This is a genomic window from Methylomusa anaerophila, from assembly GCF_003966895.1.
GTDB classification, from domain to species: Bacteria; Bacillota; Negativicutes; order Sporomusales; family Sporomusaceae; genus Methylomusa; species Methylomusa anaerophila.
In genome coordinates, this window is the sequence record NZ_AP018449.1 from 2,079,094 (window position 1) to 2,094,776 (window position 15,683).

Annotated in this window: 15 protein-coding genes; 13 read left to right on the forward strand and 2 right to left on the reverse strand. The window is 47.9% G+C overall.

Annotated features, from left to right (window positions below; genetic code table 11):
• The first annotated feature begins 27 nt into the window (after nt 1-27).
• From MAMMFC1_RS09280 to MAMMFC1_RS09305, 6 genes are all read left to right on the forward strand, one after another.
• Nucleotides 28-444, forward strand: coding sequence for a tripartite tricarboxylate transporter TctB family protein (locus MAMMFC1_RS09280; protein WP_126308266.1), 417 nt, complete (start codon nt 28-30; stop codon nt 442-444).
• Nucleotides 445-459: 15 nt separating this feature from the next.
• Nucleotides 460-1,992 (forward strand): tripartite tricarboxylate transporter permease, encoded by a 1,533-nt coding sequence (locus MAMMFC1_RS09285; protein ID WP_232035750.1) that lies wholly within the window; start codon nt 460-462, stop codon nt 1,990-1,992.
• Nucleotides 1,993-2,089: 97 nt separating this feature from the next.
• Nucleotides 2,090-3,037, forward strand: coding sequence for a tripartite tricarboxylate transporter substrate binding protein (locus MAMMFC1_RS09290; RefSeq protein ID WP_126310534.1), 948 nt, complete (start codon nt 2,090-2,092; stop codon nt 3,035-3,037).
• Nucleotides 3,038-3,196: 159 nt separating this feature from the next.
• Nucleotides 3,197-4,174: a Bug family tripartite tricarboxylate transporter substrate binding protein gene (locus MAMMFC1_RS09295; protein WP_126308267.1), complete on the forward strand. Its 978-nt coding sequence runs from the start codon at nt 3,197-3,199 to the stop codon at nt 4,172-4,174.
• A gap of 207 nt (nt 4,175-4,381) precedes the next feature.
• A complete protein-coding gene (locus tag MAMMFC1_RS09300; protein WP_232035804.1) occupies nt 4,382-5,347 on the forward strand; it encodes a tripartite tricarboxylate transporter substrate binding protein in 966 nt (321 codons plus the stop codon).
• A gap of 357 nt (nt 5,348-5,704) precedes the next feature.
• Nucleotides 5,705-6,688 carry a tripartite tricarboxylate transporter substrate binding protein gene (locus MAMMFC1_RS09305; protein WP_126310535.1) on the forward strand — a complete coding sequence of 328 codons (984 nt, stop codon included), beginning with the start codon at nt 5,705-5,707 and terminating at the stop codon, nt 6,686-6,688.
• 27 nt (nt 6,689-6,715) lie between these two features.
• Here the strand turns inward: MAMMFC1_RS09305 and MAMMFC1_RS09310 are convergent, their stop codons facing one another.
• The gene (locus MAMMFC1_RS09310) at nt 6,716-8,464 is read right to left on the reverse strand and encodes a DUF6044 family protein (RefSeq protein ID WP_126308269.1); all 1,749 of its coding nucleotides are present in this window, start codon (nt 8,462-8,464) and stop codon (nt 6,716-6,718) included.
• Nucleotides 8,465-8,656: 192 nt separating this feature from the next.
• On the opposite strand from MAMMFC1_RS09310, the gene MAMMFC1_RS09315 reads away from it, so the two are divergent.
• The 5 genes from MAMMFC1_RS09315 (at nt 8,657) to MAMMFC1_RS09335 (ending at nt 12,855) form a co-directional block, all read left to right on the forward strand.
• The gene (locus tag MAMMFC1_RS09315) at nt 8,657-9,055 is read left to right on the forward strand and encodes a response regulator (RefSeq protein ID WP_126308270.1); all 399 of its coding nucleotides are present in this window, start codon (nt 8,657-8,659) and stop codon (nt 9,053-9,055) included.
• 114 nt (nt 9,056-9,169) lie between these two features.
• Nucleotides 9,170-9,820, forward strand: a complete 651-nt coding sequence (locus MAMMFC1_RS09320; RefSeq protein WP_126308271.1) for a hypothetical protein — start codon at nt 9,170-9,172, stop codon at nt 9,818-9,820.
• Nucleotides 9,821-9,847: 27 nt separating this feature from the next.
• On the forward strand, nt 9,848-10,492 hold the full coding sequence (gene fsa / locus MAMMFC1_RS09325; RefSeq protein WP_126308272.1) for a fructose-6-phosphate aldolase: 645 nt from the start codon (nt 9,848-9,850) through the stop codon (nt 10,490-10,492).
• 292 nt (nt 10,493-10,784) lie between these two features.
• On the forward strand, nt 10,785-11,750 hold the full coding sequence (glpX, locus tag MAMMFC1_RS09330) for a class II fructose-bisphosphatase (RefSeq protein ID WP_126308273.1): 966 nt from the start codon (nt 10,785-10,787) through the stop codon (nt 11,748-11,750).
• A gap of 145 nt (nt 11,751-11,895) precedes the next feature.
• On the forward strand, nt 11,896-12,855 hold the full coding sequence (locus MAMMFC1_RS09335) for a peptidoglycan DD-metalloendopeptidase family protein (protein WP_232035751.1): 960 nt from the start codon (nt 11,896-11,898) through the stop codon (nt 12,853-12,855).
• Between the two features lie 70 nt (nt 12,856-12,925).
• On the opposite strand, the gene MAMMFC1_RS09340 is transcribed toward MAMMFC1_RS09335, so the two are convergent.
• Nucleotides 12,926-14,704 carry a bifunctional metallophosphatase/5'-nucleotidase gene (locus MAMMFC1_RS09340; RefSeq protein WP_126308274.1) on the reverse strand — a complete coding sequence of 593 codons (1,779 nt, stop codon included), beginning with the start codon at nt 14,702-14,704 and terminating at the stop codon, nt 12,926-12,928.
• A 264-nt stretch (nt 14,705-14,968) separates the two neighbouring features.
• Here MAMMFC1_RS09340 and MAMMFC1_RS09345 point away from each other — a divergent pair, with 264 nt between their 5' ends.
• Nucleotides 14,969-15,355, forward strand: a complete 387-nt coding sequence (locus MAMMFC1_RS09345; RefSeq protein ID WP_126308275.1) for a hypothetical protein — start codon at nt 14,969-14,971, stop codon at nt 15,353-15,355.
• 33 nt (nt 15,356-15,388) lie between these two features.
• On the forward strand, nt 15,389-15,595 hold the full coding sequence (locus tag MAMMFC1_RS09350; protein ID WP_126308276.1) for an anti-sigma-F factor Fin: 207 nt from the start codon (nt 15,389-15,391) through the stop codon (nt 15,593-15,595).
• Nucleotides 15,596-15,683 lie beyond the last annotated feature (88 nt).

Sequence of the window (15,683 nt, forward strand, 5' to 3'; positions counted from 1 at the left end):
AGGAAAAGGAAAAGGAGGTGATTCGCCATGACCGAAAAAGCGCTGTCCATTTTTTTTCTTCTTTTCAGTTGTACTTATCTGTTTTTGGCCAGGGAACTGGCATTCGGCACGGCGGCAGCGCCGAAAACCGGTTTTTTGCCAACGCTGGCCGGGATTACGGCCGTTATATTAGGAATGGTAATTACCATCAGGCAATTGCTGCAAAAGCAACTTGCAGCAATTGTAATCAACTGGCGAAAGCTTAGTTTCGTTATCATTGGTTTGCTATGCTATCTAATTCTTCTAAAAATAACCGGTTATATTGCTGCCACCTTATTTTTCATGTTCTATTTGTTCAAAGTGGCCGATACCCCGGGCTGGATCCTGCCCGGCGCTCTTGCCGCCGTGATTGCCGTTGGTTTTTACTATGTATTTACAGGGCTTTTAGACATTCAACTGCCGTAGCCGGAAAGGAACGGGATGATATTGGAAGTCTGGACCACGTTATTGCATGGGTTCTATGTCAGTATTTCGCCGGAAAACCTGCTGGCTTGTACGGTGGGGGTCCTGCTGGGGACGCTGGCAGGGGTATTGCCGGGGATTGGGCCGGTGGGAGCCATTGCCTTGCTTTTGCCCCTCAGTTTTAGTATAAATGTTACTTCTTCCCTCATCATGTTCGCGGGAATATTTTACGGCGCAATGTATGGCGGGTCCACTACGTCAATACTCTTAAACCTGCCCGGGGAAGCGGCGTCGGTAGTCACTTGTATTGACGGCAACGCCATGGCCAAGCAGGGACGGGCGGGAGCGGCGCTGGCGGTTGCCGCCATCGGTTCCTTCATTGCCGGGACACTGGGGGTGGTAGGCCTGACGCTGTTTGCGCCGCTGCTGGCCAATGCGGCGCTGGTGTTTGGCCCGGCGGAGTATTTCGCCATTGCCGTATTGGGCTTGATAATCCTTACCCGGCTGACAGGCAGATCCATGTTAAAATCGGCGTTAATGGCTGTCATCGGCATCATCCTGGGGACGGTTGGCCTGGATAACCTGACAGGCGTCAGCCGCTTTAGCTACGTCTTTGATGAACTGCAGCGGGGTATGGAGTTCGCCATTGTCGCCATGGGGCTCTTTGGCGTAAGTGAAGTGCTGGATACTATGATCCGGCCGCCGGATAAAATCAGTTGGCAGCCGGTGCGGTTCCGGGAACTGTATCCCAGCTGGGAGGAATGGCGGCGTTCCCTGGCGCCTATCTTCCGGGGCGGGACCACCGGCTTTTTGGTGGGTTTGCTGCCGGGACCGGCAGCGACAATTTCCACTTTTGTGTCCTATGCCCTGGAAAAAAAACTAAGCAAACATCCGGAACAATTCGGCAAAGGGGCCATTGAAGGGGTTGCCGGGCCGGAGGCGGCCAATAATGCCGCCGCTTCGGCGACAATGATTCCGTTATTGTCGCTGGGTTTGCCTTTTTCCGGGGCCTCCGCCATTTTGCTAAGCGGTTTTATGATTCATGGCGTAACGCCCGGTCCGACTATGGTAACGGAGCGGCCTGACCTTTTCTGGGGTCTTATTGCCAGTATGTACCTCGGCAATGTACTGCTGCTTATTATCAATTTACCCATGGTCGGCATGTTTGCCTATATCCTCAAGACACCGGCAAATATTCTGATGCCGCTGGTGCTGATAATCACCATGGCCGGCGCTTATTCCCTCAACAATAGCGTTTTTGATTTGTGGCTGCTCGCTATCTTTGGCCTACTAGGATTTTTTATGCGCAAGACAGGCTTTGAGCCGGCGCCGCTGGCCGTTGGTCTTATGCTGGGCCCGGCGCTGGAGAGAGGCCTGGTGCAAGGACTGCTTATCGGCAACGGCGATATATGGACCTCATTTGCGCGGCCTATTTCCGGTACCCTGCTGGCGATAGCATTTATACTGATTCTTTTTAATGTGGTAAGGTGGGTTGGAAAAATAAGGTATGGCGGCAGGGCCGGCACAACCCATTTGGATAATAAACAATAAAAAGGGGAGGTAAGGTAATATGGGGTTTAAGAAGGTTGTTATTCTGGCACTTGCAGGTTTGCTAGCCATCGCAGCAATGATTGGCGGCTGCAGCTTTATGAAGGACACGCCGGTAATCACTGAAAAAAAATATCCTGACGGACCGATTACGATAATCGTCCCCACCGGTCCCGGCGGGAGCCCGGATCTGATGGCGCGGGCCATGGAAAAGGCGGCGATGAAGTACCTGGGCTATCCGCTGGTGGTCAAAAATATACCCGGCGGGGCGGCCACCATTGGCTGGAACGAACTTGCCGGGTCCAAGCCGGACGGCTATACCATCGGTGTTACAACAACCGGCATAATTTTGCAGCCGCTTTATGGCCCGACAAGATATCATTATCCTACAGCTTTAGAGCCCCTTGCCGAGGTGGGAACATTGCCCATTGTGCTGGCGGTTCGCTCAGATCAGCCTTGGGAAAGTATTGATGATGTGGTGAAGTATGCTCAAGAACATCCTGGTGAAATAAAATATGCGCATCCTGGATTGGGGGCGCCGACCCATATTGTGGCGGAAATGTTTGCCAAAGCGGCCGGCATTGATATAAAGCAGGTGCCCTTTGTTACAGCGACGGACGCAGTTGGCGCCTTTCTCGGCGGGCACGTTCAATTATTATTTATGAGTACGCCTGAATTGAAGGAACAAATAAGAAGCGGCAGGGTGAGAGTGCTGGCAGTGGCAGCGGAACAGCGGCTAACCGATGATCCCGAGTTGCAAAAGGTGCCAACCTTCAAGGAGCAAGGGCTGGACGTTGTCTTTAATCTTTGGCACGGAATCGGCGCGCCGAAAATGATGCCGAAAGATGTGCAGGACAGACTGGCCGAAGGACTTAGGAACATTGTGAATGAACCAGAATTTAAGGAGAATATGAGCAAAATAGGCCTGACGGTTAAATATCTGGGGCCGCAAGAGTGTAGCGAAAGATGGATGGCCGACAATGCGCGGCTTACGAAGTTTGTAAAGGAATCCGGGATTGCCGAGCGGATAGCGGCGCAGAAAAACTGACATAATCCAAGGCGATATTCAGGAGTCAAAAGCCACAAGGCAGAATAAGAGAAGGGTCATCTCGAAGTATTCTGACTTCTGACTCCTGACTTCTGAATACCTGAATAATAAGGAATACTAAATCAGTTACACTAAAATTTTGAACGGGGGAGTTACAGTATGGAAGATAAGGCAATAAATGTTCCTGAGGAATACCCTGGCAAACCGATTACGGTAATTGTTCCCGTTACTGCCGGCGGCAGTCCGGATCTGGCGGTACGGATAATGGCAAAGGCGGCAGCCAAATACCTGGGTCAGCCGCTGTTTGTTACCAATGTACCCGGCGGCGGGGCCACCACCGGCTGGAATGAGCTTGCCGGGTCCAAGCCGGACGGCTATACCCTTGGCGCCATAGCTACCGGCATAATTTTGCAAACCCTTTACGGTCCGGTAAAATATCATTATCCAACAGCGCTGGCGCCCCTTGCCCATATAGGATCTCTGCCGGTAGTGGCCGCAGTGCTGGCGGACCAGCCTTGGCAAAATATAGATGACTTGGTTAAGTTTGCGCAAGAGCACCCCGGTGCATTAAAATTCGGTCACATGGGCTTAGGTTCGCCGGTGCATGCTGTGGGCGAGATGTTTGCCAAGCAGGCCGGCATTGATATTGTCCAGGTACCGTTTGACGGGGGGGTTGAAGTGGTTACATCGCTTGCAGAAGGGCATACCCAACTTGCATTTATAGATTATTCGCAAGTAAAAGACTATGTAAAAAACAGTAAGGTAAGAGTGTTGGCGCTTGCGGCGGAACAACGTCTGACTGTTCCCCTATTTAAGGATGTGCCAACCTTTAAAGAGCAAGGGCTGGACATTGTAATGGACCTGTGGCTGGGAGTCGGAGCGCCCAAGGGATTGCCGGAAGTTGTAAAAGACAAACTGGCTGCCGGACTGGAGGCAATTATCCATGATGCCGATGTTGTGAAAAATATGGCTGATTGGGGGATAATGCTGGAATACCTGGGACCGCAGGAGTTCACCGCAAAATGGCTGGCTGATAATGCCCGGCTTGCAAAAGCCGTCAAAGAGACCGGTATTGCCGAACGCATAGTGATGCAAAAAAATGCAGCCGCAGGGATTCTGGTTGGTGGGGACAGGTAAATTATTGGCTTGCATAGAGAGTGAACTCGTTTCAGCATAGCTGAAACATCGGGGATTCAGGAGTCTACTCCACCTGAATTAATGCCGCCTGTAGAGGCGGGAGTCTTGACTCATTAACAAGATAAAAAAGGAGGAGCGTAAGATAATATGGCTTTTAAGAAGAGTGGTGCTATTTTACTAGTTGTTTGCTTGCTGTCGATGGCCATAATGATTGGTGGCTGTAACTTCATAAAAAGTGTGCCGGTAGCAACTGAAAAAAAATATCCTGACGGACCGATTACCGTAATTGTTCCTACTCCAGCCGGTGGCAGTGTAGATATCATGGCGCGGGCGATGGAGAAGGTAGCGATAAAACATTTGGGGCAGCCGATTATTGTTAAAAATTTACCCGGCGCAGGTGCTACGCTCGGTTGGAATGAACTTGCCGGATCTAAGCCGGATGGTTATACCATTGGTGTTGTAACTACAGGTATAATATTACAACCGCTTTGCAGTCCGACGCGGTACCATTATCCGACAGCGTTGGAACCGCTTGGTCAGGTGGTATCTTTACCGATAGTAGCAGTAGTCCGAGCCGATCAGCCTTGGCAAAGTATTGATGACTTAAATCGGTACGCTAAAGAACATCCGGGTGAAATAAAATTCGGTCATGTAGGTTTGGGTGCGGTGCGGCATATTGTAGGTGAGATGTTTGCCAAGGAGGCTGGCATCAATATCGGACAGGTTCCCTTTTCCGGAGAAGTAGAAGAACTTGCCGCCCTGCTGGGGGGACATGTACAAATTATATTTGTGAATACATCTATAATAAAAGACCATGTTAAAAGTGGTAAGGTAAGAGTATTAGCAGTTGCATCGGAACAACGGCTGAATGATCCTGTGTTCAAGGATGTGCCGACATTTAAGGAGCGAGGAATGGATGTGGTATTGAGTCTTTGGCATGGAATCGCCGCTCCCAAAATGATGCCGAAAGAAATACAAGCCAAGTTGGTAGAAGGACTCAGACAAGTGATAAATGATCCGGAATACAAGCAAAACATGGAGAATTTGGGAATGCCGGTTGACTATCTGGGGCCGCAAGAGTTTAGTGAAAGATGGATAGCCGATACTGTGCGGCTTACGAAAGTGGTAAAGGAATCCGGGCTTGCCGAACGGATAGCGGCGCAAAAAAACTGACATAATTAGGGGGCAACTATTTAGGAGTCAGAAGTCAGAATAAAAATTTATGGAACTATAAATTCAGGGAGCAAGGTTTTTTACAACCTTGCTCCCATTTAATTTTTGCTAAATGGAATAAGCCATTTCCTGTTTCTTAAAATTTATACCTAATTATAAAAGGATGAATGAGAAAAAGAGTCGAATTATAGTCAGAGTATTTGAAACAATCCGTAGTTAAGGGGGTAGTCAAAAACTCGGGATCTAGCGAATATTCCGAACAAAAGGGAGGAGGAAGGTATGGCCTGTAATAAAATCGCTGCTCTGCTGGCTGCTTGCATGTTGGCGATGGCAATAATGGGTGGCGGTTGCAGTTTCATGAAAGATAAGCCGATAATCACTGAAAAAAAATATCCTGACAGACCGATTACAATAATTGTTCCCATTACTGCCGGTAGCAGCCCGGATATCATGGCTCGGGCGATGGAACGGACAGCGATAAAACATTTGGGGCAGCCGCTTATTGTTAAGAATTTACCTGGTGGGGCGGCTACGCTCGGCTGGAATGAACTTGCCGGATCTAAGCCGGATGGTTATACCATTGGCGTTGTAGTTACTGGTATTATATTGCAACCACTTTATGGCCCGACTCGATACCACTATCCGACAGCATTGGAGCCGCTTGCCCAAATTGTATCTTTACCGATAGTAGCAGTAGTCCGCGCCGACCAGCCTTGGCAAAGTATAGACGACCTAAGCCGGTACGCTAAAGAGCATCCGGGTGAAATAAAATTCGGTCACGTAGGGTTGGGTTCGCCGCGGCATATTGTCGGCGAGATGTTTGCATGGGAGGCCGGTATTACTATTACCCAGGTTCCCTTTGCCGGAGAACCGGAAGAACTTACGGCTCTTTTAGAGGGGCAGGTTCAACTCATATTTGTCCATACCGCCGTAATAAAAGAGTATGTCAAAAATGGTAAAGTAAGAGTGTTGGCAGTTGCGACAGAACAACGGCTGACTGATCCTGTGCTTAAGGATGTGCCAACATTTAAAGAGCAAGGGTTGAATGTGGTGTTTAGTCTTTGGCATGGAATTGCAGCACCCAAGGGCCTGCCCGAGTATAAAAAAGCCAGGCTGCTGGAAGAACTCAGAGAAATTGTAACCGACCCGGAATTTAAACAAAATATGGAAAGTTTTGGGATGCCTGTTGATTATCTGGGGCCGCACGAGTTTAGACGGAAATGGCTGATTGATAATGCGGAACTGGCCGATAACGAACGGCTCACGAAAATAATAAAAAAAGCAAGGATTCCCGAACTGATAGAGGAGCAAAAAAATAATAATCCAAAAGAATTTTTTTGAAACGCTCTTATAATTTTTACTTGTGCCCTACAGAACTTTGTACAAATAAATTTCCCAGGGAGACCACTCGTCGGTGATTTTGGTTAGGAACTCCAGATTGTTGGCGCGGTAGTTGATAATTTCGGCGGCGGAGAAAATATATTCTCCGCCCAAAGCTTTAAGTGCGCGGGTATCAAGCTCCAGGTTTTTCAATTTTAATTGGTAGCCTTTTCTTACTTGCAGGTAGTTCAGTTCGGCGGGAAAGACATAACAGGTAATGCCCCAGTGGTCAAAGTAGTTTTGCCAGAAGGGGTTCTTGTTTAGTTCTTTGGCAATAACTTGCCGGAATTGGTGTTTATATTCCAGCGGATAGATGTTAAGGCGACCGTCAAGAGTGTAAAAACCGTGATACTGGGGGATGGCCGGGTAGAGGCCGATACTTACTATCCGGTATTCTTGTTTCGGACGGCCGATGTAGGCATCAACTTGTTTAAACAGCTTGTCCGAAAAAAACTGTCCGTAAGTGATATTTTCATACAGCCAGGCATTGGCCATTACATTGGTCTCAATGCCTGCTTTTTCTTTAAGCCAGAGGTTGTATTCGATATTGTTGCCAAACAGGTAAGCCATCTGTAGGGCCAAAAGAAGGGTAAGCAGCGGTTTCCCTGCATAGCGGAGCTTCACAATGATTGCCAGGGCTACGGCGAGAACAACATTCCACAGCAATGGATGAAACCAGTGAAAGCGCTGGATCTGAAAAGCGTTTAATATATTGATTTTGGCAGTGAAGGCCATAAATATTTGCCAATAGCGAAATCCGTAGAACACAGAGATTGCCAAAATGATAATCAATAGGGCAGCCAAGCGGGCGGACAGTTTATCGCGGCGAATTATTCCCGCCGTTAGGCCAAGCGGCACGGCTGCTGCCAGGATGAACTGGTGAAGACTGACTGCATGATATTGGCCGTTGATAAAATTATCGGCGATTAGATCGCGGACTCCGGCCAAATCCTTGCTTTGTCCCAGGAGAATACGGTCAATTTCCACCCTGCTGGATAAAAATCCCGGCGCGATAAAAGTATTGTAGATAAGCCCTATTTCGGTAACGGTATAGCATGCCGCCAGCAGGACAATAGCGATTAAAAAATTTATTTTCAGCTGCCGGGTTTTCCCGTAATCGATCACGGCGATGAGTGTCAAAGCGGCAAGGATAAAAACTCCGGTCAGGGGCAGGGATGAATAAAGAGCATAAATTAGGATGATAAGAGAATTAAACACCATTTTCCTGTTATAATAGGCATTATAAAATGCGTAGGCCAGAAGCGGCTGCCCGGCGATGGACCAGCCATATACGGAGTAGAATGGAAGAATGGCAAAACATAATGCCGTTCCCCACACAATAGAACTTTTCCAAGGAGTGTCTGCGGGTACGATATAATTTTTTAGCAGCAGGTACATGCCCGCCAAAGCTGCTGTGTGGACGAGAATCAGGTTCAGCAAATAGGCGTGAAACGGATGAAACAGCATATACAGCCAGGTGATGACATTCAGCCCGCTGGGAAGGCAGCTGCGGGGAACACCATTCATTATCTGATCTATTGTGCCGTTGAGGGAAAATGCCTTGCCGCTGTGGGCCAGAGTGGTCCAACCGGTGAGCCAGTCCAAGTTGTCATTTATTGGAAAATGAGCATTTTGTCTTAATAGGAGAAACGGCAGGAGATATAAAATAAATAGCGAAGATGTAAGTAAGAAGGGAAAATTGATGCGCCATCTATGCAGCTTTTCAACAATTGGCATAATAAACATCCTCTTTTGGATTAATCCGGTACTAAGCCAATAGCCTTATTATAACACAATTGTTTGCCGGAACATGGTAATAAATTTAAGAAAATTTTTTATTTCTTTCCATCTTTTAGGAGGATATTTGCGATTTATTACGAATATGATTATATCAGGAAAAATTTTGGAGAAAGCAAGGTGCTAACGCGTATGGTTAGAGCCAAACCCACAATACTTGTGATTGACGACCAGCCCGGAATCCGGCGTTTGCTGACGGAAGTCCTCCAGGACGAAGGATACAATGTAGTTACTGCGGCCAACGGTTATGAAGGAGTTCAGTTAGCACGGGACATTAAGCCTGCTGTCATTTTGATGGATATGAAGATGCCCGGAATGGACGGGATTGAAGCTCTCCGGGAAATAAAACGGCAGGGTCAAGGCGAAAAAGTCATTATGATGACGGCTTACGGTGAATTGGATATGGTGAATGAGGCACGGGAGGCGGGGATGAGAGATTATATAACAAAGCCTTTTGACATCATGCAGTTATGTGAGAAGATTGGCCAGATTGTGAACAGTCCTGATTCCCGGCAATTAATGATTGGTTAAGAGAAATAACCCGCCAAGACAGTTCGACGGCGGGTTCTATTTTTCAATATAACATTCCGGCAGGAGTTTTTTGTAAGTTGACGAAGTATATAAAACTAGAGGGAGGGATTGAACTTGATTATCGACTCGGTTGCCACTTTGGCGCTTTTTTGTTTACGCTGTGGAAATATTCAATTGCATTACATCTCCCGATTTTCCTCGCAAGGCGCCGGGCATCGCTTGATTTGTAGTTGTGGTCAGGTTCAAGCAACTGTGGCCAGCGCCGGCCGTCGCCAATATATCCTAGATATTCCCTGTGGAATTTGCGAAACCAGTCACCTGATCTGCTTTGATAGTAAACTTTTTTGGCAATCAAAAGTGAGCAAAATATATTGCCATAAGGCTAATCTGGAACTGGGATTTGTCGGAAGCCGTGAGGTCATTGAAAGCACACTGGCAACTCATAGCCAGGCTGCTGCCAAACTGGTACACGATGTGGATGACCTTTTTGACGGCTGTGACTGTAATAGTGTGAAAAACTCCCAGATAATGCTGCAAGTACTGAATAAAATACATGATATTGCGGAACAGGGCGGGGTATGCTGCTGCTGCGGCAGTACCAACATAACTGCCACTCTTTTAGTTGACGCGATTGAGCTCAACTGCAATCATTGTGATGGCCGCCTGATCATTCCCGCCCGGAATGACAATGATTTAAGCCAGGCGGAAGCTTTGTTTTCCATTGAGCTTGTTCCGCAAAGAGCCCAGTTGCGGCGACAAGAATAACCGGAACAGTAACTGGAGGGAAAATTAATGAAATTCTTTTTAGATACCGCCAATGTAGCTGAGATTAGGGAAATGGTTTCGCTGGGGGTGGTTGACGGCGTTACCACCAATCCGTCACTTATTGCCAAAGAAAAAAAAGACATCAAGGCTGTTATTAAAGAAATAGCCGGTATTGTTAAGGGACCGATAAGTGCCGAGGTTATAAGTACGACATTTGCCGAAATGTTGCCGGAGGCGCGGGAACTGGCTAAAATCGCCGGTAACGTGGTCATTAAAGTCCCCATAACGGCTGATGGTTTAAAAACGGCCAGCGCTTTAAAGGCCGAAGGGATAAAAACCAATGTAACTCTTATCTTCTCTTCGAATCAGGCTTTACTGGCCGCCAGGGCAGGCGCCGCGTATGTGAGTCCTTTTGTCGGGCGCCTGGATGATATAAACCAGGACGGAATTCAATTAATACAAGAAATCGCCGATATATTTGCCATACAGGGAATAGAAACAGAAATCATTGCGGCCAGTATCCGGCATACTCTTCATGTAACGCAGTCGGCTCTTGTCGGGGCCCATATCGCTACTGTACCGGCCAAAGTTCTTACGGCTATGCTTAATCATCCTTTGACAGACGCGGGAATCAAGCGTTTTCTGGATGACTGGAAGAATGCGAATTCATAACATGCTTGTAGCATTCAAGTCAGCAAATGCCTCGAACTGCTTAGAAATTGCCAGATGCTAGGCACGACGAGGACCGGAACGGAGGCGTACTAAGTGGTACGTTGGAGTGAGGACCGCAGGAGTACGATTCTGATTTCGTTAGTAATATCAACGCAAGTTAACTTGTCGCAGATGACAGCAACGCAGATGGTGCGGCGACGCAGTATGGCGGTTTATAAGCAGTTCCTCACTTAAGGTGAAAATTGTAGCTTCTTTGCTGGTATATCTATATCCTGGAAGGGGATGTTGCGTAATGGAACGCGAGTTAGCGCTGGAATTTGTGCGGGTGACGGAAGCGGCGGCGGTTGCTTCCGCCCGGTGGATGGGGCTGGGAGATAAAATAGCCGCCGATCAGGCCGCCGTTGACGGCATGCGGTCTGCTTTTGACACAGTCAGCATCAGCGGTCTGGTGGTAATCGGCGAAGGGGAGATGGACGAGGCTCCCATGCTGTTTATCGGTGAGAAGGTTGGTCATGGCGGCAGGGAAGTGGACATTGCTGTCGACCCGCTGGAGGGCACTAACCTGGTTGCCAAAGGCTTGCCCGGCGCCATTGCCGTGCTGGCTATCGCGCCGCGAGGGTGCCTGTTGCATGCGCCGGACATGTATATGGATAAAATTGCCGTTGGTCCCAAAGCGAAAGGAAAAATTGACATTAACGCCCCGGTTAAGGAAAACCTGTACGCTGTAGCATCGGCGCTGGAACGCCAGATAGAGGACTTGACAGTCGTTATTCTTGACAGACCCCGTCATGCCGCCCTCGTCAAAGAAGTCCGTGAAACCGGGGCGAGGATTAAGTTGATTAGTGACGGTGACGTTTCCCCGGCTGTTAACGCCGCTATTGAAGGCACGGCTGTACACATGCTGCTGGGAATCGGCGGCGCACCGGAAGGAGTTCTTGCCGCCGCGGCAGTAAAATGCTTGGGTGGAGATATGCAAGCCAAACTGTGGCCGGAGAGCGACGCCGATCTGGAACGGGCCAGGGCGCTGGGTGTCAGGGATATCAACAAAGTGCTTACTCTTGATGATCTGGTCCGGGGGGACGAAGTCATTTTTGCCGCCACGGCCATAACCCAAGGCGATTTGCTGAATGGTGTCCGGTATTTCGGCGGCGGGGCGAGAACCCATTCCATTGTAATGCGCGGTACGACAGGCACGGTAAGGTTTGTGGACGCTATACACCGGTTTGACAAAAAACCGATGATTATTAAAAAGGCTTAAATAAAAATATAAATTTTATATCTTTATATAACCTTCGAAAGGCTCCTGCGATTTGGGAGCCTTTTTGCTTTTATTATTGCGGTTATTTCCGCGGGGCCGGTTTTATCATTGGAAAATTTATGCATACTCTGAGGGGCTGCCGCTTATGATATTAATAACAGAATTAATCTGCGAGACAAGCGAGGTGATATTTTTGAAACTGCCGAAGCTAAATGCCAAACAGTGGGCGTGTGTTGGCGGCGTAGTGCTAATGGCCGGAGCGGGGGCTTGGGGAATCGCACCTCTCCGGCAAAACTGGCTGGAATCGGGAACGGTAAAACAGCTGGAACCGGAAAGCAAGGCGGCGCCGCCCGTACCTGTCCCAGAGCCGGCAACTGCTCAGCCGGCAGGGTCTCAGGCTACAACTACGACCAAACATGTAGTGGCGGAAGGAGAAACGCTATCGGCCATAGCTGCCAGGTATAATATTGATCTTGACACATTGTTATCCGCCAACCCGGGTGTGAATGAGCTCATTCATGCCGGCGACGAATTGGTGATTTTGCCGCAAAAGGGAATCGTGTATGAGGTTGATTCCGGCGACTCGCTATGGTGGATAGCCAATACTTATGGCGTAGATGTGGAAACAATCATTAAAGCTAACAATAAAAAGGACGACTTAATTAATATAGGAGAAAAATTATTTATTCCCGGCGCGCGCTATGCGCGGGCGGCCACTACCGCTTCCCGGGCCGGTGTCAGCCGGTTTGTATGGCCGACAAACGGTGAGCTTTCATCCCCTTTTGGTTGGCGATGGGGCCGCCTGCATGAAGGCGTCGACATTGCCAATGATGTAGGTACGCACGTTATGGCGGCCAGGTCCGGCCGGGTAGTATGGACCGGCTGGCGTGGCGGCTATGGCTATACCGTGATGATAGACCATGGGAGCGGGTTTATGACATTATACGGTCACCTTGATGATTTTTTTGTCCAGCGGGGGCAGTTTGTTCGTACCGGCCAGCGTATCGCTTCCATGGGAAATACAGGCAATTCAACAGGACCCCACCTTCATTTTGAAGTAATTCAAGACGGGCAGGCAATTGATCCGATGGCGGTCTTGCCTTAACAACGCTGAATAGCAAAAGAAGACTTGGCTTGCGCTAAGTCTTCTTTTGCTTATATATGCAAGTGTTATATTAATTCTTGCGTTGAGTGCCTGTGTCAATTGACCAGTTGTTGTCGACAACCGGATTTATTGTTCCTTTTTCCTTCACATAGCGAATGAGTAGTTCGCGTACTTGCCCTTCATCGCCAAACGCTTTCTGAGAATCGAAGGTGACTTCCGGCATATGGCCTTTGTCAAAACCCATAGCAGCCATATAGCCGCCGCCTCCGTTGAACCGGTAGTCATTGAGGGCGAGGGAAAATACGTCATTCTCTTTTACCGGCGTGTCTTTGTAAGTAAGATTTTTGATTCTGCTGCCGATTGGCTGAGAGATGTCAATAGTATACTTAACCCCTTGAATCATGTCATAGTTGTAATCGGATATAGAGCCGTCCTGACCATTGGTGCCAACGGCAATATCGCCTGGTTTAAATTGCTTGTAATATCTGGCGGCATGTTCAAGATATTGTTTGAGTTGGGCACCGTTAATTTTGACGGCGTATAAAAAGTTTTCATAAAGGTACAAAGAGGAAATGTCCTGTAATTTAACAGGGCCAGCCTTGATTACGGCCTTGGGGTTAAACATGGCGGCAGCCGAAAGGTCGGCTTTGGTATAGTAACGCTGTACATCATTGACCAGATCAATCATAGCCGTATCTTGCACAGTCGCCTTATCAGAGTTAAAAGTCTCGGCAGCTTTGCCGATGGTGGAGTTAAGATACTGGAGTGTGGCATCATGGTACGGCCAGGCTATATTACTTAATTCCCTATCAGGAGCAACGCCAACAGTTGGTATGTTGCTTGTGGTTGCATTGGTAAACCAATACCGGTTGCCAAATTTAGTAAAAGTGAGATCGGCTTTGGCCAGATAGTTACCCCATCTGCCCGGAGAGACTATGGCTACGCCGTTAATGGCACTATGGCCGTAGAGCACTTGCTTATTGGCGTCTTTTATCACCGTGTTGTTATCCAGGACCTGATGCTTGTGGCCGCTGACAATCAAGCTGATTTCAGGGCAAGCTTGGGCAATGGCGGCTACCTGGTTTTCGCCGGGGATGGACTCCTGGCCTTCAATCTCCACTCCGGAATGGCTGACGACTACGATGGCATCAACTTTATCCTTGATTTTTTCCACGATAGCTTTTACTGTTTCTACTTGATCCCTGAACTCCAGTCCCGCATAGTTTTGTTCGTTTTCCCAATTGGGGATGGCTTTGGTGGTTACGCCGATAATGGCGATTTTAATTTTTACCTTCTTATTATCAACATTGGCTTCTACTTGTTTAATCGTGTAGGGCTTTACCGCCGGCCATATTTTTCCTGTTTTGATATCATAGGTATTGGCGGATAGTACGGGAAAATTAGCGCCGGCGATTGCCTTGGCCAGGTATTGAGTGCCGTAGTTAAACTCGTGATTGCCCAATGTTAGAGCATCGTAGCCCATGAAGTTATACATTTGAACCATAGGGTGAACTTTCCAGTTTGTTGATTTGGCGTAATATGTAGTTAACGGGGTGCCTTGCAGCATGTCGCCGGCGTCAACCAGGATGGTGTAAGGATTGGCTTGACGCTCTCTTTTTACCAGCGTGTAGATTTTGGCAAGCCCCACGTCATCTGTTTTCGGTATCAGGTAATTCCAGTCAATGATATGACCGTGGATGTCCGATGTCGCCAGTACGGAGATTTTGAGCAAAGACTGCGGTGGCAGGTCGGGTTGCGTTGCTGCCCGGGATATGGTGAATGAGCCCAAAATAAATACCGTCATTATGGCTGCGGTAATAGTACGGAAAATCCGCATCGATTTGTACAAAACGAATCCCTCCCGAAGAGAAAAATTTAGCAATACTAACAAGATTGTTTATTCGCCAAGCTGGGCGTCATTCCTGTTAACAATTTGAACTTTAGTAAAAATTAAACCGGTTATGGCAAAGCATACTCTTGTGTATATTTGTGTATAAGTGGAAATAATGTTACTAATCTGGAATTCAGAAGTCAGAATTCTGAATTCTGAATGTTTCTGAGATGACCGTTCTTTCATTCTGACTCCTGACTTCTGAACAAAGAGGTATTGAAAATGGCCTATGTCATTGGCTGCCTGATGGCCGCACTGAGCTTTCTCATCAACCGGGCCCTGCTTTTGTATATCGGCCCGGTGGTGGTAGTCGGTTTAAGCCCGATAATGGAGGAGACAGCGAAAACTCTTTTGGCATACTGGTTAAAAGCCGATATTTTAGTGACGCATATAACTTTTGGGATAATTGAAGCTGTATATGATTGGCATCATAGCAGGAAGAGCGGTTTAACAGCCGGTTTTATGAGCATATTAGGCCATAGTTTTTTTGGGGCCGTAACTACCGGCATTCTATTGCTGTCCGGTAACATATTTCTTGGGCTGGTGGCCGGCATGGCAGTTCATTTGGCTTGGAATGCGACGGTTATCCGGCTAATTTCCTCAAAATAGTTATATTTAAGAAGGAGCGAAGGAGCGAATTCTATGAAAATTTTCTATACATGCGAATATTGCGGCGAACCGATTGATACAATAGAAGTGGATGAAGCCGACGAAGTCAAGTTTGGCTTTGATTGCTTGACTGACCGGGAGCGCCAAGATATAATTAAAACTGACGCCAGCGGCAATGCCATGTATGTGCATTCACTCTGCGGCAAATGTATTACCGCTATTGGACTTACCGAGGAATAGCCTGTAATACCTGCCATTGGCGGCAAAAATTTTCTGCATCAATTCGATTAATTTCAGATTGAGCCAAATTAAGGTTGGAAAGACAATA